General features: G+C 72.3%; 25 protein-coding genes and 1 pseudogene. 8 read left to right on the top strand and 18 right to left on the bottom strand.

What is annotated here, in order from left to right:
• Positions 1 to 41: 41 nt before the first annotated feature.
• The 5 genes from TU30_RS07190 to hisI all read right to left on the bottom strand — a co-directional run bounded on the left by TU30_RS07190 (position 42) and on the right by hisI (position 3,660).
• Positions 42 to 467 carry a DUF2752 domain-containing protein gene (locus tag TU30_RS07190; protein ID WP_042166048.1) on the bottom strand — a complete coding sequence of 142 codons (426 nt, stop codon included), beginning with the start codon at positions 465 to 467 and terminating at the stop codon, positions 42 to 44.
• A gap of 86 nt (positions 468 to 553) precedes the next feature.
• Positions 554 to 805: an HGxxPAAW family protein gene (locus TU30_RS07185; RefSeq protein WP_042166045.1), complete on the bottom strand. Its 252-nt coding sequence runs from the start codon at positions 803 to 805 to the stop codon at positions 554 to 556.
• A 153-nt stretch (positions 806 to 958) separates the two neighbouring features.
• The gene (locus TU30_RS07180) at positions 959 to 1,600 is read right to left on the bottom strand and encodes a TIGR02234 family membrane protein (protein ID WP_042166041.1); all 642 of its coding nucleotides are present in this window, start codon (positions 1,598 to 1,600) and stop codon (positions 959 to 961) included.
• 117 nt (positions 1,601 to 1,717) lie between these two features.
• Positions 1,718 to 3,241, bottom strand: coding sequence for an anthranilate synthase component I (locus TU30_RS07175; RefSeq protein ID WP_042166038.1), 1,524 nt, complete (start codon positions 3,239 to 3,241; stop codon positions 1,718 to 1,720).
• 11 nt (positions 3,242 to 3,252) lie between these two features.
• Entirely contained in the window at positions 3,253 to 3,660 is a 408-nt protein-coding gene (gene hisI, locus TU30_RS07170; RefSeq protein ID WP_176726221.1) for a phosphoribosyl-AMP cyclohydrolase, read from the bottom strand.
• A gap of 149 nt (positions 3,661 to 3,809) precedes the next feature.
• Here hisI and TU30_RS07165 point away from each other — a divergent pair, with 149 nt between their 5' ends.
• The gene (locus tag TU30_RS07165) at positions 3,810 to 4,445 is read left to right on the top strand and encodes a TIGR03085 family metal-binding protein (RefSeq protein WP_042166034.1); all 636 of its coding nucleotides are present in this window, start codon (positions 3,810 to 3,812) and stop codon (positions 4,443 to 4,445) included.
• 54 nt (positions 4,446 to 4,499) lie between these two features.
• A pseudogene (locus TU30_RS33770) lies at positions 4,500 to 4,886 on the top strand (VOC family protein); the annotation flags it as partial.
• A gap of 45 nt (positions 4,887 to 4,931) precedes the next feature.
• Here the strand turns inward: TU30_RS33770 and hisF are convergent.
• From hisF to hisD, 8 genes are read right to left on the bottom strand one after another with little or no spacing between them, the layout of a single operon-like run.
• Positions 4,932 to 5,690 (bottom strand): imidazole glycerol phosphate synthase subunit HisF, encoded by a 759-nt coding sequence (gene hisF / locus TU30_RS07160; RefSeq protein WP_042166032.1) that lies wholly within the window; start codon positions 5,688 to 5,690, stop codon positions 4,932 to 4,934.
• Complete coding sequence (locus TU30_RS07155) at positions 5,687 to 6,091, bottom strand: Rid family hydrolase (protein ID WP_042166029.1); 405 nt, start codon at positions 6,089 to 6,091, stop codon at positions 5,687 to 5,689. The genes hisF and TU30_RS07155 overlap by 4 nt, the downstream gene beginning before the upstream one ends.
• A 16-nt stretch (positions 6,092 to 6,107) precedes the next feature.
• Positions 6,108 to 6,830 (bottom strand): bifunctional 1-(5-phosphoribosyl)-5-((5-phosphoribosylamino)methylideneamino)imidazole-4-carboxamide isomerase/phosphoribosylanthranilate isomerase PriA, encoded by a 723-nt coding sequence (priA, locus tag TU30_RS07150; RefSeq protein ID WP_042166027.1) that lies wholly within the window; start codon positions 6,828 to 6,830, stop codon positions 6,108 to 6,110.
• Between the two features lie 4 nt (positions 6,831 to 6,834).
• Positions 6,835 to 7,482, bottom strand: a complete 648-nt coding sequence (hisH, locus tag TU30_RS07145; RefSeq protein WP_042166024.1) for an imidazole glycerol phosphate synthase subunit HisH — start codon at positions 7,480 to 7,482, stop codon at positions 6,835 to 6,837.
• Positions 7,479 to 7,637, bottom strand: coding sequence for a hypothetical protein (locus TU30_RS36435; protein ID WP_042166022.1), 159 nt, complete (start codon positions 7,635 to 7,637; stop codon positions 7,479 to 7,481). The genes hisH and TU30_RS36435 overlap by 4 nt, the downstream gene beginning before the upstream one ends.
• 2 nt (positions 7,638 to 7,639) lie before the next feature.
• Positions 7,640 to 8,233, bottom strand: coding sequence for an imidazoleglycerol-phosphate dehydratase HisB (gene hisB / locus TU30_RS07135; protein ID WP_042166021.1), 594 nt, complete (start codon positions 8,231 to 8,233; stop codon positions 7,640 to 7,642).
• Positions 8,230 to 9,387: a histidinol-phosphate transaminase gene (locus TU30_RS07130; protein WP_042166594.1), complete on the bottom strand. Its 1,158-nt coding sequence runs from the start codon at positions 9,385 to 9,387 to the stop codon at positions 8,230 to 8,232. Before TU30_RS07130 ends, hisB begins: the two co-directional genes overlap by 4 nt.
• 5 nt (positions 9,388 to 9,392) lie before the next feature.
• A complete protein-coding gene (gene hisD, locus TU30_RS07125; protein WP_234307803.1) occupies positions 9,393 to 10,772 on the bottom strand; it encodes a histidinol dehydrogenase in 1,380 nt (459 codons plus the stop codon).
• Between the two features lie 208 nt (positions 10,773 to 10,980).
• Here hisD and TU30_RS07120 point away from each other — a divergent pair, with 208 nt between their 5' ends.
• The 4 genes from TU30_RS07120 (at position 10,981) to ybaK (ending at position 15,273) form a co-directional block, all read left to right on the top strand.
• Entirely contained in the window at positions 10,981 to 12,558 is a 1,578-nt protein-coding gene (locus TU30_RS07120; protein WP_042166019.1) for a hypothetical protein, read from the top strand.
• 316 nt (positions 12,559 to 12,874) lie between these two features.
• Positions 12,875 to 13,936, top strand: a complete 1,062-nt coding sequence (locus tag TU30_RS07115; protein ID WP_042166016.1) for a hypothetical protein — start codon at positions 12,875 to 12,877, stop codon at positions 13,934 to 13,936.
• Positions 13,937 to 13,947: 11 nt separating this feature from the next.
• Positions 13,948 to 14,688 (top strand): LON peptidase substrate-binding domain-containing protein, encoded by a 741-nt coding sequence (locus TU30_RS07110; protein WP_042166013.1) that lies wholly within the window; start codon positions 13,948 to 13,950, stop codon positions 14,686 to 14,688.
• An 81-nt stretch (positions 14,689 to 14,769) separates the two neighbouring features.
• A complete protein-coding gene (gene ybaK, locus TU30_RS07105; RefSeq protein ID WP_042166011.1) occupies positions 14,770 to 15,273 on the top strand; it encodes a Cys-tRNA(Pro) deacylase in 504 nt (167 codons plus the stop codon).
• Positions 15,274 to 15,864: 591 nt separating this feature from the next.
• Here ybaK and TU30_RS07100 read toward each other — a convergent pair.
• The 4 genes from TU30_RS07100 to TU30_RS07085 all read right to left on the bottom strand — a co-directional run bounded on the left by TU30_RS07100 (position 15,865) and on the right by TU30_RS07085 (position 19,957).
• Entirely contained in the window at positions 15,865 to 16,617 is a 753-nt protein-coding gene (locus TU30_RS07100) for a hypothetical protein (protein ID WP_042166009.1), read from the bottom strand.
• Positions 16,618 to 16,686: 69 nt separating this feature from the next.
• Complete coding sequence (locus TU30_RS07095; protein WP_042166591.1) at positions 16,687 to 17,508, bottom strand: ABC transporter permease; 822 nt, start codon at positions 17,506 to 17,508, stop codon at positions 16,687 to 16,689.
• A gap of 101 nt (positions 17,509 to 17,609) precedes the next feature.
• The gene (locus tag TU30_RS07090) at positions 17,610 to 18,584 is read right to left on the bottom strand and encodes an ABC transporter ATP-binding protein (RefSeq protein WP_042166007.1); all 975 of its coding nucleotides are present in this window, start codon (positions 18,582 to 18,584) and stop codon (positions 17,610 to 17,612) included.
• A gap of 158 nt (positions 18,585 to 18,742) precedes the next feature.
• Positions 18,743 to 19,957, bottom strand: coding sequence for an NYN domain-containing protein (locus TU30_RS07085; RefSeq protein WP_042166588.1), 1,215 nt, complete (start codon positions 19,955 to 19,957; stop codon positions 18,743 to 18,745).
• A 221-nt stretch (positions 19,958 to 20,178) separates the two neighbouring features.
• Between TU30_RS07085 and TU30_RS36430 the strand changes: the two genes are divergently transcribed.
• Positions 20,179 to 20,343 carry a hypothetical protein gene (locus TU30_RS36430; RefSeq protein WP_176726220.1) on the top strand — a complete coding sequence of 55 codons (165 nt, stop codon included), beginning with the start codon at positions 20,179 to 20,181 and terminating at the stop codon, positions 20,341 to 20,343.
• A 122-nt stretch (positions 20,344 to 20,465) separates the two neighbouring features.
• On the opposite strand, the gene dnaE is transcribed toward TU30_RS36430, so the two are convergent.
• Positions 20,466 to 24,005, bottom strand: coding sequence for a DNA polymerase III subunit alpha (gene dnaE / locus TU30_RS07080; protein WP_042166005.1), 3,540 nt, complete (start codon positions 24,003 to 24,005; stop codon positions 20,466 to 20,468).
• 216 nt (positions 24,006 to 24,221) lie between these two features.
• Here dnaE and TU30_RS07075 point away from each other — a divergent pair, with 216 nt between their 5' ends.
• On the top strand, positions 24,222 to 25,571 hold the full coding sequence (locus TU30_RS07075; RefSeq protein WP_042166003.1) for a DUF2252 domain-containing protein: 1,350 nt from the start codon (positions 24,222 to 24,224) through the stop codon (positions 25,569 to 25,571).
• Positions 25,572 to 25,675 lie beyond the last annotated feature (104 nt).

Below are 25,675 nucleotides of genomic sequence, written 5' to 3'. Positions count from 1 at the left end.
CGGTTGACGCCGGTCCCTCTACCTGGACGTTCACCAGTTGATCAAGGATGTAGCCAGCCACCGAACGGCAGGTTCCGGACAACCGTGAAGACCAGCACGAACGCTCCCAGGGACCACAGGAGCACCGGCCCGGGGTCGATGCGCAGGGGTTTTCCGCGCGCCGCGCGGACCACCCATACGGTCCACAGGACGGCGAAGGCCGCGTAGCCGAGAACGGCCGGCGCGTTGGCCTGCAGGGCGGCCAGGAGGTCGCCGTGGACGACGGCGTGCGCGCTGCGCAGCCCGCCGCAACCGGGGCAGTACAGGCCGGTGAGGCGCAGCAGCGGGCAGGCGGGGTAGTGCCCGGGTTCGTTGGGGTCCACCGCCCCGACGTAGGCGAAGGCTCCGGCGACGGCGGCGAGTGCTCCGGCGGGGAGGGCCAGACGGGCGGCGGTGCCGCGGGACACGCTGGGGCTGACGGCGTTCACCCGGGCATTGTGCCCCGCGCGCACGCGTCAGGGGCGGTTGCGGCACCCGTGTGCCGACCGCCCCCGTCCGGGAGTGTTCCCGGTCTTCAGCTGTCGGCGCGGACCGGCTCGCGGTGGGCGGAGGGCGGGTTGACGGGGTGGACGTGCTGCTGCTGGCCCATGCCCATCCTTCTCATGACGCCGCCGACGACACCGCCGAGCAGCACGACGACCATGCCGGCCCAGAAGCCCACCGGCATGTTCATCACCATGAACATGCTCGCGGCGCAGAAACCGATGAACGAGATGATGACACCGGTCCAGGCGGCCGGGGTGTGACCGTGGCTGCTGCCCGCCATTGCTTGCTCCTCAGGGCTGTGTACGTGTCTGAGCAGGACGCTCGGATCAATTGTCCCGCACGCGCGCGCGGGCCGTGCTCGGGGGTGCTCCTCGGCGCGGTGGACGCCCGTCGCCTGCCGCTCGACGGAGCGGAGGCGGCGCGGCCGGGTGGTTCAGGCCCCGGTCGGGTCCTCACCGCGGTCGAGGGCCTTCCACAGTTCCTCCGGCCGGTCGGGATCGCCGGCGGCGGCCGTACGGCGTGGCCGCGGGGCGGCGGCGCGCTCGTAACGGCCGGACATCGCGGGCCACAGCCCGCCGTGGCGCAGGGCGAGCGCACCGGCCACCAGGAGCAGCAGGCCGCCCACGGCCGCGACGTAGGGCCAGGCCGTGTGGCTGAGGGCCTCCACGGTGGCCGACGTGTCGCCGGAGACCTCGGCGGCCTTGTCGTCGAGCGCGGAACCATCGGAAGCGCCGAGCAGGGCCGCCACGGCGGTGCCCGCTCCGGACAGGGCGAGCAGCGCGGCGACGGCGAACCGGCCGGCCCGGCGGACGGCGAAGACGGCGACGAGCGCGGCCAGGCCCACCACGGCGAGGGCGGCGGGGACGCCGGTGACCTCGCTGCCGCTCGCGGTCAGGGGGAAGGAGCCGCCGGCCACGGTCGCGGTGCCCTCGGACCACTGCTGCCGGGTGGCGAGCAGGGCCACGGCCGCGCCCAGGGCACCGCAGAGCAGGGCGACGGCGAGGCTGAGGCGGCCGGTCCGGGCGGGGCCGGCGGCCTCGGAACGGGGGTGAGGAACAGCAGTCACGTACTCCACTATCGCGTGCACCGCGCGCGGACGGTCACCCGGGGCTCGTCCCGGCGCCTCCCGCACGGCCCCGGGCGCGTGGCACACGGCTCCCGGTACGGTCCGGCACCTCCCCGGGCGCGCGGGTCACACCGTGCCCAGCCGGTTCGCCGTGTGGACGGCGCGCAGCACGGCGGCCGCCTTGTTGCGGCACTCGGCGTCCTCGGCGACGGGGTCGGAGTCGGCGACGATCCCGGCGCCCGCCTGGACGTACGCGGTGCCGTCGCGCAGCAGCGCGGTGCGGATCGCGATGGCGGTGTCGGAGTCACCGGCGAAGTCCAGGTAGCCGACGCAGCCGCCGTACAGCCCGCGCCGGGACGGCTCGAGTTCGTCGATGATCTGCATGGCACGGGGCTTGGGCGCTCCGGAGAGGGTGCCGGCCGGGAAGCAGGCGGTGAGCACGTCGAAGGCGGACCGGCCGGGCGCGACCCGGCCGGTGACCGTCGAGACGATGTGCATGACGTGCGAGTACCGCTCGACGGACATGAAGTCGACGACCTCGACGGAGCCGGGCTCGCAGACCCGCCCGAGGTCGTTGCGGCCCAGGTCGACGAGCATGAGGTGCTCGGCGCGCTCCTTGGGGTCCGCGAGCAGTTCCTCGGCGAGGGCCTGGTCCTTCTGCGGGGTGGCGCCGCGCGGTCGGGTACCGGCGATGGGGTGGACCATCGCCTGCCCGTCGTCGACCTTCACGAGTGCTTCGGGGGACGATCCGACGACGTCGAACGCGTCGAAGCGGAGCAGGTACATGTAGGGCGAGGGGTTGGTGGCCCGCAGCACCCGGTAGACGTCGAGGGCGCTCGCCGTGCAGGGGGTCTCGAACCGCTGGGAGGGGACGACCTGGAAGGCCTCTCCGGCGCGGATGCGTTCCTTGACGTCCTCGACGGCGGCCCGGAAGTCGGGACCGCCCCACAGGGCGGTGTGTTCGGGGAGTTCGGAGGGCGGCAGGGCGGCCGGGGGCTGGGCCACCGCGCGGGAGAGGTCGGCCTCCATGGCGTCCAGCCGGGCCACGGCGTCGGCGTGGGCCTCGTCGACGCCGGTCTCCAGGTCGTTGTGGTTGATCGCGTTGGCGATCAGCCAGACGGAGCCCTCCCAGTGGTCCGTCACGGCGAGGTCGCTGGTGAGCAGCATGGTCAGCTCGGGCAGCCGCAGGTCGTCCCGCTCGCCGGGGCCGATGTTCTCGAGCCTGCGCACGATGTCGTAGCCGAGGTAGCCGACCATGCCGCCGGTGAAGGGCGGCAGGCCGAGGTCGTGGGCGAGGTCGCGCGGGGTGTGCAGGGCTTCGAGGGTGGCGCGCAGCGCGGCGAGGGGGTCGCCGCCGGCCGGTACGCCGACGGGCGGGGTGCCCTGCCAGTGCGCCTGTCCGTCCTGCTCGGTGAGGGTGGCGGCGCTGCGGACACCGACGAAGGAGTAGCGGGACCAGGAGCGCCCTCCCCCACTGCTGAACGCGTGGGCGGTACTCCCATCGGCGGACTCCAGGAGGAAGGTGCCGGGGCGGCCCGCGGCGAGCTTGCGGTAGAGCGCGACCGGGGTGTCGCCGTCGGCGAGCAGTTTGCGGGTGACCGGGATGACCCGGCGGTCGGTGGCGAGCTTGCGGAACGTCTCGAGGTCCATGGCGGCAGACCTTACTGACCGGGGGCGTGCGCGCCGCGGCCGGCGCGGTCCGCGGGGGCGTCCGTGAGCAGCACGTCGGCGTCGAAGCAGGTGCGGGCTCCGGTGTGGCAGGCGGCGCCCGTCTGGTCGACCTGGACGAGGACGGTGTCGGCGTCGCAGTCCAGGGCGACGGACTTCACGTGCTGGACGTGCCCGGAGGTGTCGCCCTTGACCCAGTACTCCTGGCGGCTGCGCGACCAGTAGGTGCAGCGGCCGGTGGTCAGGGTGCGGTGCAGCGCCTCGTCGTCCATCCAGCCCAGCATCAGCACCTCGCGGGTGTCGTACTGCTGGGCGATGGCGGGCAGGAGGCCGTCTGGGCTGCGCTTGAGCCGTGCGGCGATCTCGGGGTCGATGCGGCTGGGCCGGGACGTGCTGGTCATGGGAACCATTGTGCCGCGCGGGAGGGCGGCGCCCGGCTGCCGTCCACCGGCTGGAAGGGCGCGGCGGGAGCCGGGGGCGCGTACGCGCCTCGTCGGGGGTGGCCGGGCGACGGGTGTGCGGACCGGGCGGGTCGCCGTAGGCTGGCTGCATGTCGACCCATGCAAAGCGTGAACGACTCCTGCTGGCCGATCTGCTGGAGACCGCGGGCCCGGAAGCGCCCACTCTGTGCGAGGGCTGGCGCACCCGCGATCTCGCCGCCCACGTGGTGGTGCGCGAGCGTCGCCCGGACGCCGCCGGCGGGATCGTGGTCAAGCAGCTCGCCCAGCGTCTGGAGCGGGTGACGGCGGAGTTCACCGCCAAGCCGTACGAGGAGCTGGTCCGGCTCGTCCGTACCGGCCCGCCGCGGTTCTCGCCCTTCAACCTCAAGCAGATCGACGAGCTGTCGAACGTCGTCGAGTTCTACGTCCACACGGAGGACGTGCGCCGCGCGCAACCCGACTGGACACCGCGTGAACTCGACCCGGTGTTCCAGGACACCCTGTGGTCGCGGCTGGAGCAGACCGCCCGGATGGTGGGCCGCGGCGCGGCCACGGGCCTGGTGCTGCGCCGCCCGGACGGCCGGACGGCGGTGGCCCACCGCGGCACACCGGTGGTCACGGTGACCGGTGAGCCCTCGGAGCTGCTGCTGTTCGTCTACGGGCGGCGCGAGGTGGCCGGGGTCGAGCTGGTGGGCGACGCGGACGCGATCGAGAAGCTGAACGCGTCCAGGCAGCTCGGCATCTGAATCCGGACGGTCCCGGGAGCCGTCCGGCACCGCAGGACCGGAAGAAGAATCGCCATGATCAAGGTCGCCATGACCAGCGTGTACGTCGACGACGTGGCCGGGGCGCACGCGTTCTGCACCGGCGTCCTCGGCTTCGAGACCCGCACCCGGACGGACCAGGGCGACGGCACCCTGCTCGTCACGGTCGGGGCGGCCGAGGGGGCACAGCGGGATCCGGAGCTGCCGCTGGAGCCGGGGCGGGATCCCCTCGCGGAGCCGTACCGCAGGGCGGTGCGGGAGACGGGGCTGCCCGTCATCGTGTTCTCGGTGACGGACCTCCGCGCGGAGTACGAGCGGCTGCGCGGCGAGGGCGTGGCCTTCGTCCAGGAGCCGCAGGACCAGGGCCCGGTACTCACCGCCGTCCTGGACGACACGGTCGGCGATCTGGTCCGGCTCGCCCAGTCCGGGGAGGAGCGAGCGAGCCGGCCGGGCGTCGGGCGTCGGGCGTCACCGCACCGGGTGGCCCGCCTCCCGCAGGGTCTGCTTGACCTGGCCGATGCGCAGGTCGCCGAAGTGGAAGACCGAGGCGGCCAGGACCGCGTCGGCGCCCGCGGCGACGGCGGGCGGGAAGTCGGTGAGCCGGCCCGCGCCGCCCGAGGCGATCACCGGGACGGTGACGTGTGTGCGGACGGCGGCGATCATGTCCAGGTCGTAGCCGTCCTTGGTGCCGTCCGCGTCCATGGAGTTGAGCAGGATCTCGCCCGCGCCCAGTTCGGCGGCCCGGTGGGCCCACTCGACGGCGTCGATGCCGGTGCCCCGGCGCCCGCCGTGCGTGGTGACCTCGAAGGAGTCGCCGGACCCGGTGCGGCGGGCGTCGACCGACAGGACGAGGACCTGGCGGCCGAAACGCTCGGCGATCTCCCGGATGAGGTCCGGGCGGGCGATCGCGGCGGTGTTGACACCGACCTTGTCGGCGCCCGCCCGCAGCAGTTTGTCCACGTCCTCGGTGGTACGGACGCCGCCGCCCACGGTCAGGGGAATGAACACCTGTTCGGCGGTGCGGCGCACCACGTCGTAGGTCGTCTCGCGGTCGCCCGACGAGGCGGTGATGTCCAGGAACGTCAGCTCGTCGGCGCCCTCGGTGTCGTACACCTTGGCCATCTCGACGGGGTCGCCCGCATCACGCAGGTTCTGGAAGTTGACGCCCTTGACGACCCGGCCGTTGTCCACGTCCAGGCAGGGGATGACTCGGACCGCCAGGGTCATGGGATCACGGCTCCTCTGAATGCTTCGACTTCCACCGACACCAGTACGCGCGAGTCCATGAAGCCCTCCACCACCAGGAGGGTCGTGACCGGGCGCACCGTGTCGAACAGCTCCTTGTGGGCGCGGCCCGCCGCGTCGATGTCCCGCGAGTGCGCGAGGTACACGCGCGTGCGGATCACGGAGCCGGCGCCGAGCCCGAACTCGGCGATCGCCTCCAGGGCGCTGCCGAAGGCCGCCCTGGCCTGTTCGTACGGGTCGCCCTCCCCGTACAGGACATCGCCCTTGAACGCGGTGGTGCCGGCCACCAGGACGCGGTCGCCCGCCGCGACGGCGCGCGCGGACCCGAAGGACTCGTCCCAGGGACTGTCGCCCCGTACGCGCCGTACGGCTTCGGGGGTCATCGGGCTGTGTCCTTTTTCACGAGGTGGCCTCCAGGGCCTCTTCCAGGGTGAACGCCTTCGCGTACAGGGCCTTGCCGACGATGGAGCCCTCGACGCCGAGCGGGACGAGCTCGGCGATGGCCCGCAGGTCGTCGAGCGACGACACGCCGCCGGAGGCGACGACGGGGCGGTCGGTGGCGGCGCAGACGTTCTTCAGGAGCTCCAGGTTGGGGCCCTGGAGGGTGCCGTCCTTGGCGATGTCGGTGACGACGTAGCGGGCGCAGCCCTCCTTGTTGAGGCGCTCCAGCGTCTCGTAGAGGTCGCCGCCGTCGCGCGTCCAGCCGCGGCCGCGCAGCGTGGTGCCGCGCACGTCGAGACCGACGGCGATCCTGTCGCCGTGCTCGGCGATGACCTTGGCGACCCACTCGGGGGTCTCCAGGGCGGCGGTGCCGAGGTTGACACGGGTGCAGCCGGTGGCGAGGGCGGCGGCGAGGGTGTCGTCGTCGCGGATGCCGCCGGACAGTTCCACCTTGATGTCCATGGCGCCGGCGACCTCGGCGATCAGCGCGCGGTTGTCGCCGGTGCCGAACGCGGCGTCCAGGTCGACCAGGTGCAGCCACTGGGCGCCCGAGCGCTGCCAGGCGAGCGCGGCCTGGAGGGGGGAGCCGTAGGAGGTCTCGGTGCCGGACTCGCCGTGCACGAGGCGGACGGCCTGGCCGTCGCGGACGTCGACGGCGGGGAGAAGTTCGAGCTTGGCCATGTCGCTACAGGGTTCCGATCCAGTTGGTGAGGAGCTGGGCTCCGGCGTCGCCGGACTTCTCGGGGTGGAACTGTGTCGCCCACAGGGTGCCGTTCTCCACGGCGGCGACGAACGGTTCGCCGTGGGTGGACCAGGTGACCTTGGGCGCCCGCATCACCGGGTTGTCCACCTGGAGGGTCCAGTCGTGGACGGCGTAGGAGTGCACGAAGTAGAAGCGGGCGTCCGCGTCCAGGCCGGCGAAGAGCTCGGAGCCGGCCGCCACGTCCACGGTGTTCCAGCCCATGTGGGGCACGATGTCGGCCTGGAGCGGCGAGACCGTCCCGGGCCACTCGTCCATGCCCTCGGTCCCGACGCCGTGCTCGATGCCGCGGGCGAACAGGATCTGCATGCCGACGCAGATGCCCATGACGGGCCGGCCGCCGGACAGCCGGCGGTCGATGATCCAGTCGCCGCGCGCCTCCCTGAGGCCCTTCATGCAGGCGGCGAAGGCGCCGACGCCGGGGACCAGCAGCCCGTCGGCGTTCATGGCGGTGTCGAAGTCACGGGTTATCTCCACGTCGGCGCCCGCGCGGGCGAGGGCGCGCTCGGCGGAGCGGACGTTGCCGAAGCCGTAGTCGAAGACCACGACCCGCTTGGTGGTGCTCACGGTCACACCTCCAGCCGCAGGACGCCCGCGGTCAGACACAGCACGGCGCCGGCGGCGAGCACCGCGGTCACCCCCTTGGGCATCTTCTGCTTGGTGAACGAGACGACGCCGCCGACGAAGAACAGGCCGACGACGATCAGTGCGGTGGACAGGCCGTTCATGCCTACAGGGCGCCCTTCGTGGAGGGCAGGATGCCCGCCGCGCGCGGGTCGCGCTCGGACGCGTACCGCAGGGCTCGGGCGAGGGCCTTGAACTGGCACTCGACGATGTGGTGCGCGTTGCGCCCGTACGGCACGTGCACGTGCAGGGCGACCTGGGCCTGGGCGACGAAGGACTCCAGGATGTGCCGGGTCATCGTGGTGTCGTACTCGCCGATCATCGGCGCCATCTTCTCGGGCTCGGTGTGCACGAGATAGGGGCGGCCGGACAGGTCGACGGTGACCTGGGCGAGGGACTCGTCCAGCGGGACCGTGCAGTTGCCGAAGCGGTAGATGCCCACCTTGTCGCCGAGGGCCTGCTTGAAGGCGGCGCCGAGGGCCAGGGCGGTGTCCTCGATGGTGTGGTGCGAGTCGATGTGCAGGTCGCCCTCGGTCTTCACGGTCAGGTCGAACAGACCGTGCCGGCCGAGCTGGTCGAGCATGTGGTCGTAGAAGCCGACCCCGGTGGAGATCTCCGTCTTGCCCGTGCCGTCGAGATCGATCTCGACGAGGACCGACGTCTCCTTCGTGGTCCGCTGGACGCGTCCTACGCGGCTCATGCGCTCTGCTCCTTCGGGGGTGTGGGGGCGGCCCCCACGTAGCTGACCAGTTCACCGACCGCGTCGAGGAACGCGTCGTTCTCGGCCGGGGTGCCCGCGGAGACCCGCAGCCGTCCCGGCACGCCGTTGTCCCGGACCAGGACGCCCCGGTCGAGGATCTTCTGCCAGACCACGTGGGCGTCCGCGAACGTGCCGAACTGGACGAAGTTCGCGTCGGACTCGGTCACGTCGAAGCCGAGGGCGCGCAGTTCGGTGACCAGGCGGTCCCGCTCCCGCTTCAGCTGTTCGACGTACTTCAGCAGCGTGTCCGTGTGTTCCAGGGCGGCCAGCGCGGTCGCCTGGGTGACGGCGGACAGGTGGTAGGGCAGACGGACGAGCTGTACGGCCTCCACGACGGCGGGGTGCGCGGCGAGGTAGCCGAGGCGCAGGCCCGCCGCGCCGAACGCCTTCGACATGGTGCGGGAGACGACGAGGTTCGGGCGGCCCTCGAGCAGCGGCAGCAGCGAGTCGCCGTGGCTGAACTCGATGTACGCCTCGTCCACGACCACCATCGACGGCCTCGCCGCCTGCGCGGCCTCGTACAGGGCGCGGACGGTCCCGGCGGGGACCGCGGTGCCGGTGGGGTTGTTGGGGGTGGTGACGAAGACGACGTCCGGGCGGTGCTCGGCGATCGCCTTCTCGGCGGCGGGCAGGTCGATGGTGAAGTCCTCGCCCCGGGGGCCGGAGATCCAGCCGGTGCCGGTGCCCCGTGCGATGAGTCCGTGCATCGAGTACGAGGGCTCGAAGCCGATCGCGGTGCGGCCGGGGCCGCCGAAGGCCTGCAGCAGCTGCTGGATGACCTCGTTGGAGCCGTTGGCGGCCCAGACGTTCTCCACTGCGACGGGATGTCCGCCGGTCTTCGTCAGGTAGGCGGCCAGTCCGGTGCGCAGCTCGACCGCGTCCCGGTCGGGGTAGCGGTTGAGGTGGCGGGCGGCCTCCCGGACCCGCTCGGCGATCCGCTCGACCAGCGGTTCGGGCAGCGGGTAGGGGTTCTCGTTGGTGTTCAGCCGTACGGGGACGTCGAGCTGGGGCGCGCCGTAGGGGGACTTGCCGCGCAGTTCGTCGCGTACGGGGAGGTCGTCGACGGTGACGCCCGTGGGGTCGGTGGCGTTGATGGCGTTCACTTGCTCTCGGGTGCCTTCCAGCCGCGGTACTCGCCCTGTTCGCCTCCGGCGCGGTACTCGCCCTGTTCGCCTCCGGCGAAACGGACCTTGATCGCCGTGCCGTGCGCGGGCAGGTCCTCCGCCTCGGCGAGCGTGACCACGTGGTGCGCGACGTCGGCCAGCGCGTCCTCGGTGTAGTCGACGATGTGGATGCCGCGCAGGAAGGACTGGACGGACAGACCCGAGGAGTGGCAGGCGCAGCCGCCGGTGGGCAGGACGTGGTTGGAGCCGGCCGCGTAGTCGCCCAGGGAGACCGGGGACCAGGGGCCGACGAAGATCGCGCCGGCGTTGCGGACCCGGTCGGCGAGCGCGGCGGCGTCGGCGGTCTGGATCTCGAGGTGCTCGGCACCGTAGGCATCGACCACGCGCAGGCCCTCGTCGAGGCCGTCGACCAGGACGATCGCGGACTGGCGGCCGGCGAGGGCGGGGGCGATCCGGTCCTCGACGTGCCGGGCGGCGGCGACCTGGAGGGTCAGTTCCTTCTCCACGGCGTCCGCGAGATCGGCGGAGTCGGTGACGAGGACGGCGGCGGCCAGCGGGTCGTGCTCGGCCTGGCTGATCAGGTCGGAGGCGACGTGCACCGGGTCGGCCGTGTCGTCGGCGAGGATCGCGATCTCGGTCGGCCCCGCCTCGGCGTCGATGCCGATGCGGCCCGTGAAGTAGCGCTTCGCGGCGGCGACCCAGATGTTGCCGGGGCCGGTGACCATGGTGGCGGGCGGGCAGGACGCGGTGCCGTACGCGAACATGGCGACGGCGGTGGCGCCGCCCGCGGCGTACACCTCGTCGACGCCGAGCAGGGCGCACGCGGCGAGGATCGTCGGGTGCGGCAGTCCGCCGAACTCCTTCTGCGCCGGGGAGGCCAGGGCGATCGACTCGACGCCGGCCTCCTGGGCCGGGACCGCGTTCATGATCACGGAGGACGGGTAGACGGAGCGCCCGCCGGGCGCGTACAGGCCGACCCGGTCGACCGGCACCCATTTCTCGGTGACGGTGCCTCCGGGTACGACCTGGGTGGTGTGGGACTCACGGCGCTGCGCGCGGTGCACGAGCCGGGCGCGGCGGATGGACTCCTCCAGCGCCGCGCGGACGGCCGGGTCCAGTCGCTCCAGCGCGTCGGTGAACGCCTGGGCGGGGACCCGGACGGATTCCAGACGCACGCCGTCGAACCGCTCGGCGAAGTCGATCAGCGCAGCGTCGCCCCGATGGTGCACGTCCTCGCAGATGGGCCGCACCTTCTCGAGGGCGGCCGCGACGTCGAAGTCGGCTCGGGGCAGCAGGTCGCGCAGGGCGGGGCCCTCGGGGAGGGCGTCGCCGCGCAGATCGATTCGGGAGATCACGTGCTCAATTCTCTCAGACCCGCGCCGGGCACCGTGCGGGCGTTCCAATGGCTGATACGCACCCCCCTTGGTAACCCATTGTGCATACCGAAGAGATCCTTCTTACGTTCTGTGTTCGAAGGGTCACCCAGTGGGCATGAACCGTTGTACGCGTACGAGTTGTACGAAATGACGAACCCACGAGTACCTGGGGAGGGAGGGGAGGACCGTGACCGAAGAGGAGGGACGACGCGCCGGCGAGGTCCCGGACGACCTGACGGCGGCGGAGGCCGGCATGTGGCAGGCCTTCCGCAACGGCAGCGTGTACGACCTGAGCACCGGGGACGCCGCCGTCGACGATCCGCATGGAGGGCATCCGTGGGGGCCCGAGCGGACGGTCCGGGCCCGCATCGTGTGCTGGCTCCTGCTGGACGGCCCGCCGGCCCTGGCCGGCCGGGTCTCCTCGCTGAAGCTGGTCGGGGTGCTGATCAGCGGTGCGCTGGACCTCGCGGGCGGCACGGTGGCGCCGTACGTGGAGCTGCGCGACTGCCGTTTCGAACGGGACGTGCTGCTGCCGGAGGCCCGCTTCACGACGGTGCGGATGGTGGACTGCTCGGTGCCGCGGCTGGAGGCGGCCCGGCTGCAGACCGAGGGCGATCTGCATCTGCCCCGCTGCCGGTTCCTGGGAGGCATACGGCTGACCGACGCCCGGATCGGTACGGACCTGCTGCTCAACCAGGCGGTCGTGCACCGCGACCGCAACGGCCGGTCGATCGCCGCGGACGGTATGACCGTCGGCCAGGACCTCCAGGCGGAACTGCTGGAGTCGCACGGTGAGCTGAGCCTGCGCAGCGCGACGGTGGGCGTCTCGGTGAATCTGCGCGGGGCCCGGCTGCTGAACCCGTCCGCCCGGCTCGCGCTGAACGCACCGCAGCTGACCGTCGAGCGGTCGCTGTACCTGACGCCGGCCGGGGTCGGCGCGCAGGCGCGCAGCGGGATGACACCGGCGCGCGGGACGCGGATCCAGCGGTTCGAGTGCAAGGGCGGGGTGCGGCTGGACGACGGGCGGTTCGGGGACGCGGTCGACTTCGAGCGGGCCCGGTTCACCCTGACCGACGACCAGGAGCTGTCGCTGCGCCGGGTGCAGACACCGGAACTGCGGTTCCTCGGGGAGCGGCCGGCCCGCGGAAGAGTGACGCTGTCGGGGGCGCGGGTGGTCAACCTGATCGACCGGGCGGACAGCTGGCCGGGCCCCGGCCGGCTGCACATGGGCGGCTTCGTCTACGAGAACCTCGTGCCGCGCGGGCCGTTCCCGCTGGCCCGGCGGCTGGAGTGGGTGGCCGCGGCGAGCGCCGAGTACACCCCGGAGCCGTACGAGCGGCTGGCCGCGGTACTGCGGGCGGGCGGCGAGGAGGAGGAGGCCCGCGAGGTGCTGCTCGCCAAGCAGCGCCACCGCCGCGAGAGCCTGCCCCTGGCGGCCAAGCTGTGGGGTTACGCGCAGGACTTGACGGTCGCCTACGGCTACCGGCCGGGGCGGGCCGCGGTGTGGATGGCGGTGCTGTGGGCGGGCGGTTCGCTGGCGTTCGCGCACGCGCACCATCCACAGGTCAAGAGCGACGGGCATCCTGTGTGGAACCCGCCCCTCTTCGCCCTTGACCTGCTGCTGCCGGTGATCGACCTGGGCCAGGCGGGGTTCTGGCAGCTGCGCGGCGGCTGGCAGTGGCTCGCGGCCGCTCTGATCCTGCTCGGCTGGGTCCTCGCCACGACGGTGGCGGCGGGGGCGACCCGGACCCTGCGCCGCGGCTGACGGACCCACCGGGCCCCGTCCGGCCTCACGGACCCCGGCAGGCGACACGGCCGGACCCGGCCGGTCCCCACCCCGGCACACCACCGGGCCCGCCCCCGGCCGGATCCCGAAGCGGGCCTCCGCCGCCCCCGGCCCGTGCCCCGGCCGGCCTCTGCCCGGCCTCTGCCCGGCATGCGACCAGCCGTTCGGCCTGCTGCGACCGCCCCCGGCCCCCTGGAGGACCCTCCCCCTTTTTTACCCGGCCTTGACCGGATGGCGTACAACTTTCCGTCACTTCCGTGAAGGGTCTGGCGTCGCTGTGACCTGCGGTCTTTCAATGGTTGACACCATGGCTCTGCTGCAGGCGTTCACCCGCGCGTCCCGGGTGCGAGAGAAGACGGGCACCGCCCTTCCCGTCGCTCTCGTGCTGTCCCCGGACACCGAGGTACTGCTCGACGCCCCCGACGAGGTGCTGGGACCGGTCCTGGTCGGGGCCGCGGGCGGCGACCCCGCGCCCGCCGTCGGCCTGCTCGCCGCCACCCGGCACCGCGGGGCGTGGGAGCTCCGCGACCGGTACGTGCGGAAGCTGGCCGTCTTCGCCCGCTCGCGCCCCGAATGGCTGGACACCTGGCGCGCCCTCGACCCGGACAGCCCCGACGGACTGCTCGTGGAGGCCCAGCGGGCGGTGCACCGCGCCTGGGACTCACCGGTGCGCGTCGAACTGCTGCGCGAGGTGAGCCCGTTGATCACGGCCGCCGCGCGGGCCGACCACCGCGACCCGGTGCCGTGGCGGCTCGCTCTGGACCACGCCCGCGGTGCCCGTGCCGGGCACCGGTACTTCCAGGAGCTGTGGGAGGCCGCGGTCCGCCGGGCCCCGCACCACCACGGCTGTCATGTGGCGGCGCTGCGCTATCTGTCGTCCTCCTGGCAGGGCGCACACCTCGTGTGCTTCGACTTCGCCGACCGGGCCGCGCAGGACGCGCCGGACGGCTCGCTCACGCAGGCCCTGCCGCTGCGGGCGGCCTTCGGGTACCTCACCGACGGCGGCGGCCCCGCGGTGCCGCGCGAACGGCTCGACGCGGCGGCCGACCGCGCTCTGGCCCTGTCCGCCCGGCTTCCGGCAGCCCACCCCCGGCCGGCCGGCCTGCGCAACCTGCTGGCATACGTCCTGCTGCGTCTGGAGCGCGGGCCGGACGCCCTGGAGCAGCTGCGGCTCACCGGCCCGTACGCCACCTCCACCCCCTGGGACCGGGAAGCGGAGGATCCCCTCGGCCGGTTCCTGGAGGTGCGCCGGAGCCTGTCCGAGGCGATGGCCGCCGGCCCCGCCGGGGCCTCTTCGGCGGGCTCCTGGCATCCACGGAGTGAACGGGGCCGCCGGGTCCGGTTCGGCGACCATTAGGCTTTTGCGTCGTGACCACCGCCCGGCTCCCGCTCTTCCCCCTGAACTCGGTGCTGTTCCCCGGGCTCGTGCTTCCGCTGAACATCTTCGAGGAGCGTTATCGCGCCATGATGCGCGAGCTTCTGAAGAAACCGGAGGACGGGCCGCGCCGGTTCGCCGTCGTGACGATCCGCGACGGCCACGAGGTCGCCCCGAGCGCCCCCGGCCTGCCGGACCCCACGGCGGTGCCCGAGCGGGGTCCCGCGGCGGGTTTCGGCACCGACCCGCTCCGGTCCTTCCACAAGGTGGGCTGCGTGGCCGACGCGGCGACGATCCGGGAGCGGGCCGACGGCACCTTCGAGGTACTGGCGACCGGGACGACGCGGGCACGGCTGCTGTCGGTCGACGCCTCCGGGCCGTTCCTGACGGCCGAGCTGGAGCCGGTGCTCGAGGCTCCCGGCGAAGAGGCGGGGGCGCTCGCCGAAGGGGTGCTGCGGGCCTTCCGCCAGTACCAGAAGCGGCTGGCGGGGGCGCGGGAGCGGTCGCTGGCGACCGGCGCGGAACTGCCGGACGAACCGGGGGTGCTGTCCTACCTGGTCGCCGCCGCGATGATGCTCGACACGCCGACGAAGCAACGTCTGCTCCAGGCACCGGACACGGCCTCCCGGCTCCGCGACGAGCTGAAACTCCTTCGCACGGAGACGGCCGTCATCCGTAACCTGCCGTCGCTGCCGGCGGTGGAGCTGACCCGCGGGCCGACGTACCTGAACTGACGTACGGCCGTACGGCTTTCCGGAACGGGACGAAAGCCGGACGGAAAGAGGACCGAGCGAAGAGGCGGGAACAGGGCCGGGATGGCGAAGAAGCCGAGGAAACAGCAGCAGTCGGGCGGCACGCCCGCGACGGTGGCACTCACCGCGGCCGGGGTGCCGTTCACGGTCCACTCCTACGACCACGACCCCTCCCACCCGTCGTACGGCGAGGAGGCGGCCGAGGCGATGGGGGTCTCCCCCGAGCGGGTCTTCAAGACACTGGTGGCGGACGTCGACGGCGCGCTGACGGTGGCGGTGGTCCCGGTGGCGGGCCAGCTGGACCTGAAGGGCCTGGCGGCGGCGGTCGGCGGCAAACGGGCCGCGATCGCCGACCCCGCCCTCGCGGAACGCACCACGGGCTATGTCCGGGGCGGCATCTCACCCCTCGGCCAGCGCAGGAAGCTGCGTACGGTGCTGGACGACTCGGCCGGCCTGCACGAGACGATCTGCGTGTCGGCCGGCCGCCGCGGCCTGGAGGTCGAGCTCTCCCCCACCGATCTGGCCGGACTGACCTCAGCGGTCCTCGCCCCCATCGGGCGTACCTGACCGTTCCTCCGGACCGGGCAGGAAGGGATCCGCTCAGCCGCACGCCCCGAACGGCCCCGGACGCTCCCCCACCGCCCCCGGGGCGTGGGGAGGTGCCCCACAGGCCCCCGGCGTACTCGGCCCCGGGGTGGCGGCGCCACGCATCCTGTGCGCGGTCCGGGCCAGGGTGGCCGGCTGCCTGCGCGACCCGGCCACGTGAGTACGGCCGGAGGTGACGGAGAGGCCCTGAACCACTGCTCCGGTGGAGCAGGGGCCCGCTCGCCGACGTCCTGCCCGGGGGTCCCGGACCACACGGTCACGTTGACCCGGACGGCCCACGACGCCGCACGTCCGGGGGCCCGCAAGCCCGGAAGCCGGCCCTCGCACGATCGAGTTCGACCGACCTCGTGCACGCTCCCCGGCAGCGGCTGACGGCCCCTGGACGGGCCCCGCTTCTCCGGTGGACCGGATGAGGCGTACCGCAGGGAACACGCGAACGCAGGTGGCGCACCAGGAAGGGGCCGCGCGCACCACGGCAGACGCCCGGCCCGACACCGCGACCGGGCCGTAGGCCCTGTCCGCCGGGCAGGCGGGCAGGCGGGCAGGCGGGCCCTACGCCTTCGGGAATCCGTCGTGCGGCGGCTGCGGGACGTGTGGGTCGGCCGGTGGGCAGGGGGCGGGGTCGCGGGGGCCGAACAGCGCGATCAGGCCCAGATGGACGACCAGCCCGGCGAACGGCCAGGCCAGCAGCGCCCCCTTGGCGCTCAGCTTCAGCGGGGCGTCGAACGTCACGCCCTTGCCCACGTCCCTCGCGTGGGCGACGACGTCCTGCGCAGGCCCGAGCCACACTCCGAGCCGCCACGCGAGCAGCGACCCGAGCAGCCCGCCGACCCCGAGCGCCACCACCAGCGGCACTCCCCCGCTCCGGCGCACGAGGAACACGGCGAGCGCGCTCACCGCGCCGAAGGCCAGCGCGAGCAGTGTGAACGTCCCGTCCACGCCGATGGCCTGCTCGCCCTCGGTGTCCTTGAGGTAGACGACCCAGTTGTCGCCCGCGAGGTCGCCCACCAGCGGGACGCGCGGCGCCAGCCACCACCACAGCACCCCGAACAGCACCCCGCAGAGCGCCAACGCCACCATGACGACGGCGGCCTCGGTCAGCTCCCTCTTCATGCCGGGGCCGTCCTGCGCGTACCAGCCGTACCGCCCTGCCCGCCCCCCGTGCCCGACGGGCCCGGCGACCGTGTCGTCCGGGACGGCCCCGTCCGCGGAGGCGGCGGCCACCTGCCCGGCGGACGGCGGCTGCCACCCGCCGTGCGGGGAGTGTTCGTGCGGAGGCGGTGGTGGGGTCAGGGGTGCGCTCACCCTGACATCGTGCCAGGCCCGGCTGTGCGGCGTGGCACCGGACAGGAGACCGGAGGATCTCCCGGCGGGTCAGCGGACGGCGGCCCTGCGGTACGCCCAGGTCGCCACGGCCAGCGAGAGCACGCCGACCGCCCCGCACACCGCGAGATCGCCGAGGACCAGCGCCCAGTCGGGGTGCGGGGCGAAGGTCCGCGCGAGGGCCTCGACACCGTACGTCGACGGCAGCAGGTCCCGGACCACACGCACCGCCTCCGGCAGCCGCTCCGCCGGCAGCACGCCCAGCAGCAGCGCCGCCGACATGCCCAGCTGGCCGAGCAGCGTGGCGAACTCGGGCCGCGGCGCGAGCAGTCCCAGGGCGGCCCCCAGCCCGGCGAGCGCGGCACCCGAGAGCGGGATCACCGCGACCAGCACCCACAGATGCGCCATCGGCAGCCCGAACAGCACGCACCCGAAGGCCGCCGTCACCACGGTCCCCGGCACGGTGAACGAGGCGTAGGCACCGGCAGCGCCCAGCACCACCGCGGCCGGCGGCACCGGCAGCGTCGCGTAGTGGTCGAGTCCGCCGCCGGCCCGCAGCTGCCCGAAGTACTGCGCGAGGAGGTTGAGCGCGACGAAGGCGACGACCAGGACGGCCGACCCGGCCACCACCGCCCGCGCCTCGGCGCCGCCGTCCACGACCCCCCGCATCAGGATCATGATCCCGACGGACTGGAAGGTCGCCACGAACAGCAGCGGAATCCGTGCCACCCGCGCCCGGGAGAGCTGCGCCCGGTACACGGCCGCCAGCGACGGCCACAGCCGCGCCCGGGGCCCGAGCACGGCCGGTTCCGGCGCGGTCTCCTCCCCGGCCAGGACGGCGCCCGGCAGGACATCGGCGGGTACGACACTCACGTCGCGCTGCTCCCCTTCGCTCGGAGGTTCGCCCGGATCCACTCCGGCGGTCGTCCTGTTCCGTACGGATGCGGCGCCCGGTGTGCTCGGGGGCCCGTCACTCACGCCTTCACCAGCCCCTGCAGCACGGCACCGCCCAGCGCCAGGTACACGTCCTCCAGACTGGGCGTGGTGAGCGTGAAGTCGTCCAGGGCGGCGAAGGCGGCGCCGCCGGTGACGGTGGCGACGACGGCACGGGCCTCCTCCGGTCCGAGCCGCAGCGTCCAGCGGCGGCCGGACTCGACGGCCCGGTCCTGGAGCGCGGCGACCTCCGGCACGTGCAGCGGGGCCGCCTCGCGCCACACCAGGTCGACCCGGACCTCGCCCGCGACCCGCTCCTTCAGCCCGGACGGGCTGTCGCAGGCGATCACCCGGCCCCGGTCGAGGACGGCGACCCGGTCGAGGACGGTCTCGGCCTCGATGACGTTGTGGGTGACCAGCAGTACGGTGCTGCCCTGCTCGGCCCGGCGCCGGTCGACGGCGGCCCATACGGCGCGCCGCGCCACCGGGTCCATGCCGGCGGTGGGTTCGTCGAGCACCAGCAGGGGCCGCTCGCCGACCAGCGAGGTGGCGAAGCAGGCCAGTCGGCGCTGGCCGCCGGACAGCTTCTTGAGAGGGCGCGCGGCGATCGGGGTGAGCCCGAGTTCGTCGAGGACGTCGTCGCGCTCCACGCACGCCCGTTTCCCGTCGAGGCCGCGCAGCCGCGCGGTGGTCTCGACGGCGAGGGACACGGTCAGCTCGTCGAGGGCGGTGGACTCCTGCCCGAGGTAGGCGAGGATCCTCGCGGCCCGCTCGGGGTGGCGCACGATGTCGTGGCCGAGGATCCGGACGCTGCCGCGGTCGGGCCGCATCAGCCCGGTGATCTGGCGGACGAGGGTGGACTTGCCGGCACCGTTCGGCCCGAGCAGTCCGAAGATCTCGCCGCGCCGGACGTCGAGGGCGACGTCGTCGGTGGCCCGGACCTCGGGGGTCGCCGGCACGCCGCGGCGTCCGCGGGCCGCCGGATAGGTCTTGGTCAGCCCGCGCACCGCGCACACGATGTCACCATCGTGCCGGAATGCCTGTACCGCGCGCGTACTCACAAGGGACGAGCCTACGGGGTCCGCGCCCCCGCTTCGCTCCCGGGTCGACCGGCCGCCCCGCGTCCCCCGGCAGGACGACGAACCCGCCGCACGGCACCTGTCCGGGTGCCGGGTCACTCCCCGGCCGGGGCGCGTTCCGTCCCCGTGCGTACGTCCAGCTCGCGCCAGAAGCCCGCACGGATGGCGTACCGGTCGCGTTCGTCGATCTGGTCGTCCTTGTGGGCGAGCAGGCCGAAGCGGGCGGCGTAGCGCAGCAGCTCGCCGTCGACGCGGTGCGGGATGCGGGGGTACATGCCGGAGAGCTTCTGGACGCCGCCCGCCTCCCCCAGCCGCTCCACCCAGCGGCGGGCGAAGACCTGCCCCACCTCGAAGGGGTCTCCGCCGACCGTGGTGATGTCCTCCTCGCGGTCGGCCCACCGCTGCTCCGCCGTGGTCAGCTGGGCGAGCGTCGGCATCGAGGCGGCCTCGGGGGGCTCGGCGACGGACCGCTCGACCCAGCCCTTGTCGGAGGACCAGCGCAGGGTGGCGGAGGGCGGCGGGTGGGGCTGGGTGTGCGCGGCACCGGGGCCGCGCAGGGCCGCCAGGTCCTTGGGGGTGGGTACGCCCTTGGCGGCGGGGGCCCGGTCACCGGTGCCGTTGTGCCCGGTACCGGCCGGGTGCGGCGGCTCGTGCGCGTCCGGCTCCTCCTGCGGGGCGTGCGCGGATTCCGGCAGGGGGGCGGAGAGGATGGCGGCGATCTCGGGACGGGCCGTGGGAGGCGGGGCGCACGCCCCGGAGTAGTCCTTGGCCCGCACCGCCTGGGTGATCCAGGCACGGTCCAGCACCCGGCGTTCGTCGGCCTCGGCGACCAGGTCCTCGGACTGGTTGTAGTCGCCGTCGGCGGCCTGGACGGCCCACAGGTGGACGGCGACGCCGTGCTCCTTCGCCGCCATCATGCCGGGCAGCAGATCACCGTCGCCGGTGACCAGGACGATGTCGGAGCAGGCGCGGTTGCGGGCCAGCTCGGTCAACTCGGCGTGCATGGCGGCGTCGACGCCCTTCTGCGCCCAGCGCCCGTCACTGCGGGTCAGAGCACCCAGCCGGACGGTGACCCTGGGCATCACCCGCAGCCGGCGGTGTTCGGGCTGCGGCACCCGGTCGGGGGCGCCGTCGAACCAGTAGATGCGCAGCAGGGGCCGGCTCGTGTCGGACTCGGCGCGTTCGCGCAGCCCTTGGACGAGGGCGGCGTGATCGACGGTGATCCGGGACCGCGAGGGCTCCCCGGCGAGGAGACTGGCGGCGGCCCCCAGCAGATACCCGGCGTCCACCAGGACGATGCAGCGGTCCACGCGTTCCACCCTCTTTCCGGGAGGTTTGCTTCGGGCTTGCTTCGAGTCTGCCCGACCGCGCCGGGGTTAACGGCCCGAACTCGATCTTCGGCGTGGCGTTTCCACACTTCCTTCGCCGACCCACCTTGTCACACAGGGTAATTGTCCGACATGCGGAGGATGTTCCGCCATGTGAGTCTGATCCCGGTCCTGGCACCTAGCTCCCCTCAGGAGGCATCACCATGGCCAAGAACAAGAACCGCGAACGGAAGCAGCCGCAGACCGCACGCGCCCAGCAGACGGTGCGGCATCCCTCCGCCGAGCCGCAGGCCGAGCAGCACGGCCCGCAGATCACTCCCGGAGACGTCGCCCGCAAGGGCAGGGAAAAGCGTTTCGGCCACAACTGACGCCCACGCGGCGGGCTCTTGAGTCACCACACACGGCATATGCGCAGGGGTGTGCCCGTCACCGGGCACACCCCTCTTGGCCGTCGGTTCCGTCCGCACCGGCCGGCCGGGCCGGACGGGCCCTAGCCCGCCAGGCAGGACGGGCCGAGGAGGACCTTGAGGTCGCCGAACAGGGCGGGGTCCGGCTTCACCCGGTGCCGGTCCAGACGCAGCACCGTCGTCTTCGTGGGCCCCTGGAGCCTGATGCGGACCTCGCTGTCGCCCTTGTGGTGGCCGAGGATCTCGCCGAGGCGGCTGACCATCGGCGGGGTGACCCTGGTCGCCGGGATGGTGAGCACGACGGGCGCGTTGGTGCCCGCGTTGGACAGGTCGGGCACCTGGAGTTCCATGGCGACCAGGCGCGGCACGTCCTCACGCTTGTCGAGCCGCCCCTTGACGAAGACCACGGCGTCCTCGACGAGTTGGGTCGAGACGAGTTGGTAGGTCGCGGGGAAGAACATGCACTCGAGGGAACCGGCCAGGTCCTCCACAGTGGCGATCGCCCAGGCGTTGCCCTGCTTGGTCATCTTGCGCTGGAGGCCGGAGATGATGCCACCGATGGTGACGACCGCGCCGTCGCCGAAGTCGCCGCCGGTGAGCTGGGAGATGCCCGCGTCGGCCTTGTCCGACAGGACGTGCTCCAGCCCGAACAGCGGGTGGTCGGAGACGTAGAGCCCGAGCATCTCCCGTTCCTGCGCGAGCAAATAGGTCTTGTCCCACTCGTCGTCGGCGAAGGTGACGTCGAGGCCGAAGCCGGGCTCGGCGGTCTCCTGCTCGCCCATGCCGCCGAAGAGGTCGAACTGTCCCTCGGCCTCCTTGCGCTTGACCGCGACCACGTTGTCGATCATCGGCTCGTACTGGGCGGTGAGGCCCTTGCGGGTGTGCCCCATGGAGTCGAAGGCGCCCGCCTTGATCAGCGACTCCGTGGTGCGCTTGTTGCAGACGACGGCCTCGACCTTGTCGAGGTAGTCCGGGAAGGAGGCGTACTTCCCCTTGGCCTTGCGGGACTTGATGATCGACTCGACGACGTTGGTGCCGACGTTGCGGACCGCGGACAGGCCGAAGAGGATCACGTCGTCGCCCTGTGCGGCGAAGTTCGACTCGGACTCGTTGACGTTCGGCGGGAGCACCTTGATGCCCATGCGGCGGCACTCGTTGAGGTAGACGGCCGACTTGTCCTTGTCGTCCTTGACCGAGGTGAGCAGCGCGGCCATGTACTCGGCCGGGTAGTTCGCCTTCAGATATCCGGTCCAGTACGACACGAGTCCGTACGCGGCGGAGTGGGCCTTGTTGAAGGCGTAGCCGGCGAAGGGGACCAGCACGTCCCACAGGGCCTGGATCGCCTCGTCGCTGTAGCCGTTCTTGCGGGCGCCCTCCTGGAAGAGGACGAAGTTCTTCGCCAGTTCCTCGGGCTTCTTCTTGCCCATCACGCGGCGCAGGATGTCGGCCTCGCCCAGCGAGTAGCCGGCGATGATCTGGGCGGCCTTCTGCACCTGCTCCTGGTAGACGATCAGGCCGTAGGTGACCGACAGCACCTCCTGGAGCGGCTCCTCCAGCTCCTTGTGGATCGGGGTGATCTCCTGGCGGCCGTTCTTGCGCTCCGCGTAGTTGATGTGCGAGTTCATGCCCATCGGGCCCGGCCGGTAGAGGGCCGAGACGGCGGAGATGTCCTCGAAGTTGTCGGGCTGCATCTGGCGGAGCAGCGAGCGCATCGGGCCGCCGTCGAACTGGAAGACGCCGAGGGTGTCGCCGCGGCAGAGCAGTTCGAAGGTCTTGGGGTCGTCCAGCGGGAGGGCGAGCATCTCCAGGTCGATGCCCTTGTTGGCCTTCACCATCTTGATGGCGTCGTCCATGATCGTGAGGTTGCGCAGGCCCAGGAAGTCCATCTTCAGGAGGCCGAGCGACTCGCACTGCGGGTAGTCCCACTGCGTGATGGTCACGCCGTCGGTGTGCCGCACCCAGATCGGGGCGTGGTCGACGATGGGTTCGCTGGACATGATCACGCCGGCCGCGTGCACGCCCATCTGCCTCACGAGGCCCTCGACGCCCTTGGCGGTGTCGATGACCTTCTTCACGTCCGGCTCGTTCTCGTACATCGCGCGGATCTCGCCGGCCTCGTTGTAGCGCGGGTGCGAGGGGTTGGTGATGCCGTCGAGGTCGATGCCCTTGCCGAGGACGTCGGCGGGCATGGCCTTGGTGAGCCGGTCGCCCATGGCGTACGGGTAGCCCAGCACGCGCGCGGAGTCCTTGATGGCGTTCTTCGCCTTGATCTTGCCGTAGGTGCCGATCATGGCGACCTTGTCGGCGCCGTACTTCTCGGTGACGTACCGGATCACCTCGACGCGCCTGCGCTCGTCGAAGTCGATGTCGACGTCGGGCATGGAGACGCGCTCGGGGTTGAGGAACCGCTCGAAGATCAGACCGTGCGGGATCGGGTCGAGGTCGGTGATGCCCATCGCGTACGCGACGATCGAGCCGGCCGCGGAGCCCCGGCCGGGGCCGACCGCGATGCCCTGCTTCTTGGCCCACATGATGAAGTCGGCGACGACGAGGAAGTACCCGGGGAAGCCCATCGAGATGATGGTGTCCATCTCGTACTCGACCTGCTTCATGCGGTCGTCCGGGATGCCGTCCGGGAAGCGGCGGTGCATGCCGCGCAGGGTCTCCTCACGGAACCAGCTGACCTCGGTGTACCCCTCGGGGATGTCGAACTTGGGCATGAGGTCGCGCTTCTCGAACATGCCCGTGGTGTCGACCATCTCGGCGATCAGCCTGGTGTTGGCACAGCCCTGTTGCCAGGCGTCGGAGGAGTCGATGGCGTACATCTCGTCGGTGGACTTGAGGTAGTAGCCGGTGCCGTCGAACCGGAAACGGTCGGGGTCGGAGAGGTTCTTGCCGGTCTGGATGCACAGCAGCGCGTCGTGCGCGGTCGCCTCGTTCGCGTACGTGTAGTGCGAGTCGTTGGTGACCAGGGGCGGGATGCCGAGCTTCTTGCCGATCTCCAGCAGGCCGTCGCGGACCCGGTGCTCGATCTCGATGCCGTGGTCCATCAGCTCCAGGAAGTACCGGTCCTTGCCGAAGATGTCCTGGTAGTCGGCGGCCGCCTTGAGCGCCTCGTCGAAGTGGCCGAGGCGCAGCCGGGTCTGGACCTCGCCGGAGGGGCAGCCGGTGGAGGCGACCAGCCCGGTGGACCACTGGGCGATGGTCTCCTTGTCCATCCGCGGCCACTTCTGCAGCCAGCCCTCGGCGTACGCGTCGGAGGAGAGCCGGAAGAGGTTGTGCAGGCCCGTCCGGTCGACCGCCCAGATCGTCTTGTGGGTGTAACCGCCGGAACCGGAGACGTCGTCCCGCTTCTGGTGCGGCTGGCCCCACTGGATCTTGCGCTTGGTGCGCCGCGACTCGGGCGCGACATAGGCCTCGATCCCGATGATCGGGGTGACCCCCGCCTTCTGCGCGCTGTGGAAGAAGTCGTACGCGCCGTGCAGGTTGCCGTGGTCGGACATGGCGATGTGGCTCATGCCCATCTCGTTGCAGGCGTTGAACATGTCCTTGAGCCGCGCGGCACCGTCCAGCAGCGAGTACTGGGTGTGGACGTGCAGGTGCGTGAACGGCGTCTTCGACACGGTTCGGCCTCCAGGGAGAACGCTCGGCGACGGGCTTCGGACCGCCTGCCGACAGTCCGGGGACAGCGTCGAAGTCTATGCCCCGGCACTGACACCCTAGGGCTCCCCGGACGTACCTTCGGGCATGTGGTGCGGGCACTCACGTGACGCGTCGCGCGTTGGACGGAGGGCGGATCGGCCGTCCCCGGAACATCCCGTACCAGGAGGCACCCAGCGATGTCGGTCCCGCAGCTCGACGACGAGCACCGCGGCGAGGAGATCCTCGCCGTCCTCGACACCGCCTTCGGCGAGCTCCTGGCCGCCGACCCCGCCGCCTTCCGCGTGAAGTTCCGGAAGATGGCGGCCTCGGCGTTCGCGTTCTACCGGGGCACGGCGTGCCTCTTCTACCACGATCTGGACGCCGGGAACACCGGGCGGGACGACGGGAGGACGTACAGCGGCCCCTACCTGGACGAGCGGACGTCCCGGGTGTGGATCCACGGCGATCTGCACGCGGAGAACTTCGGCACGTACATGGACTCCCACGGCCGTCTGGTCTTCAACGTCAACGACTTCGACGAGGCCTACGTCGGCCCCTTCACCTGGGACCTCAAGCGCTTCGCCGCCTCCATGGCGCTGATCGGCCACGCGAAGGCGCTCAGCGACGAGCAGATCACCGAACTGGTGCGGATCTACACGGCCGCGTACCGGGAGCGGATCCACGCGCTGGCGACCGGCGCGAAGAGCGAGGAGGTGCCGCCGTTCACCCTGGACACCGCGCAGGGCCCGCTGCTCGACGCGCTGCGCGACGCCCGCTCGCTGACCCGGTTCGGGCTGCTGGACTCGATGACCGTCATCCGCGACTTCGAGCGCCGCTTCGCCCCGGGTGGCGGTGCGGTCGAGCTCGACGCCGCCACCCGCTACAAGGTCCTCGCCGCCTTCGACGGCTACCTGGAGACGCTGCCGGACGCCTCGCTGGCCCGTCCCGACTCCTACCGGGTGAAGGACGTCGTGGGCCGCCGGGGCATCGGCATCGGCTCGGCCGGCCTGCCGTCGTACAACATCCTGCTGGAGGGGCACAGCGACGCCCTCGAGAACGACGTGGTGATCTACATCAAGCAGGCGCAGCACCCGGCCGTCTCGCGGCACATCACCGACCCGGTGGTCCGGGACTACTTCCGGCACGAGGGCCACCGCACGGTGATCTCCCGGCGTGCCCTGCAGGCGCACGCGGACCCGTGGCTGGGCTGGACCGAGCTGGACGGCACGGGGCAGCTGGTCGCGGAGGTCTCGCCGTACGCGGTGGATCTCGACTGGGGCGACATCGACGAGCCCGACGAGATCGCCCAGGTCGTCGCCGACCTCGGCCGGGCCACGGCCACGATGCACGCGGCGGCGGACGACACCTCCGGCGAGTCTTTGGTGCCGTTCTCCACCGAGCGTGCCATCGACGCGGCGATCGCGGCCGACGAGGACGGGCTCGAGCCCCTGCTGGTCGACTTCGCGCACAGCTACGGCGCCCGTGCGCGTGGCGACCACCAGATCTTCCTGGACCTGTTCCGCAACGGCGGGATCCCCGGACTGTGACCTTCCCGCCGCCCGGGGAGCTCCCGACAGGGGAGGGCCCCGGCGGGGAAATCCCGCCAACCGGAACCCTTTAGGGATCCCTTACCGGAGCGCATGACAGACTC

Source organism: Streptomyces sp. NBRC 110035 (genome assembly GCF_000829695.1).
GTDB lineage: Bacteria > Actinomycetota > Actinomycetes > Streptomycetales > Streptomycetaceae > Streptomyces.
This window is presented reverse-complemented; position numbering and strand designations above follow the sequence as displayed.

Excerpts from the sequence above, each read along its gene's own strand:
- TU30_RS07155 (WP_042166029.1), bottom strand. The coding sequence starts at position 6,091 with ATGACCCCCGAAGCCGTACGGCGCGTACGGGGCGACAGTCCCTGGGAC.
- TU30_RS07185 (WP_042166045.1), bottom strand. The coding sequence starts at position 805 with ATGGCGGGCAGCAGCCACGGTCACACCCCGGCCGCCTGGACCGGTGTC.
- hisB (WP_042166021.1), bottom strand. The coding sequence starts at position 8,233 with ATGAGCCGCGTAGGACGCGTCCAGCGGACCACGAAGGAGACGTCGGTC.
- TU30_RS07115 (WP_042166016.1), top strand. The coding sequence starts at position 12,875 with ATGGTTGACACCATGGCTCTGCTGCAGGCGTTCACCCGCGCGTCCCGG.
- priA (WP_042166027.1), bottom strand. The coding sequence starts at position 6,830 with ATGGCCAAGCTCGAACTTCTCCCCGCCGTCGACGTCCGCGACGGCCAG.
- ybaK (WP_042166011.1), top strand. The coding sequence starts at position 14,770 with ATGGCGAAGAAGCCGAGGAAACAGCAGCAGTCGGGCGGCACGCCCGCG.
- hisF (WP_042166032.1), bottom strand. The coding sequence starts at position 5,690 with ATGACCCTGGCGGTCCGAGTCATCCCCTGCCTGGACGTGGACAACGGC.
- TU30_RS07175 (WP_042166038.1), bottom strand. The coding sequence starts at position 3,241 with ATGGACCTCGAGACGTTCCGCAAGCTCGCCACCGACCGCCGGGTCATC.
- hisI (WP_176726221.1), bottom strand. The coding sequence starts at position 3,660 with ATGACCAGCACGTCCCGGCCCAGCCGCATCGACCCCGAGATCGCCGCA.
- TU30_RS07075 (WP_042166003.1), top strand. The coding sequence starts at position 24,222 with ATGTCGGTCCCGCAGCTCGACGACGAGCACCGCGGCGAGGAGATCCTC.
- TU30_RS36435 (WP_042166022.1), bottom strand. The coding sequence starts at position 7,637 with ATGAACGGCCTGTCCACCGCACTGATCGTCGTCGGCCTGTTCTTCGTC.
- TU30_RS07165 (WP_042166034.1), top strand. The coding sequence starts at position 3,810 with ATGTCGACCCATGCAAAGCGTGAACGACTCCTGCTGGCCGATCTGCTG.
- TU30_RS36430 (WP_176726220.1), top strand. The coding sequence starts at position 20,179 with ATGGCCAAGAACAAGAACCGCGAACGGAAGCAGCCGCAGACCGCACGC.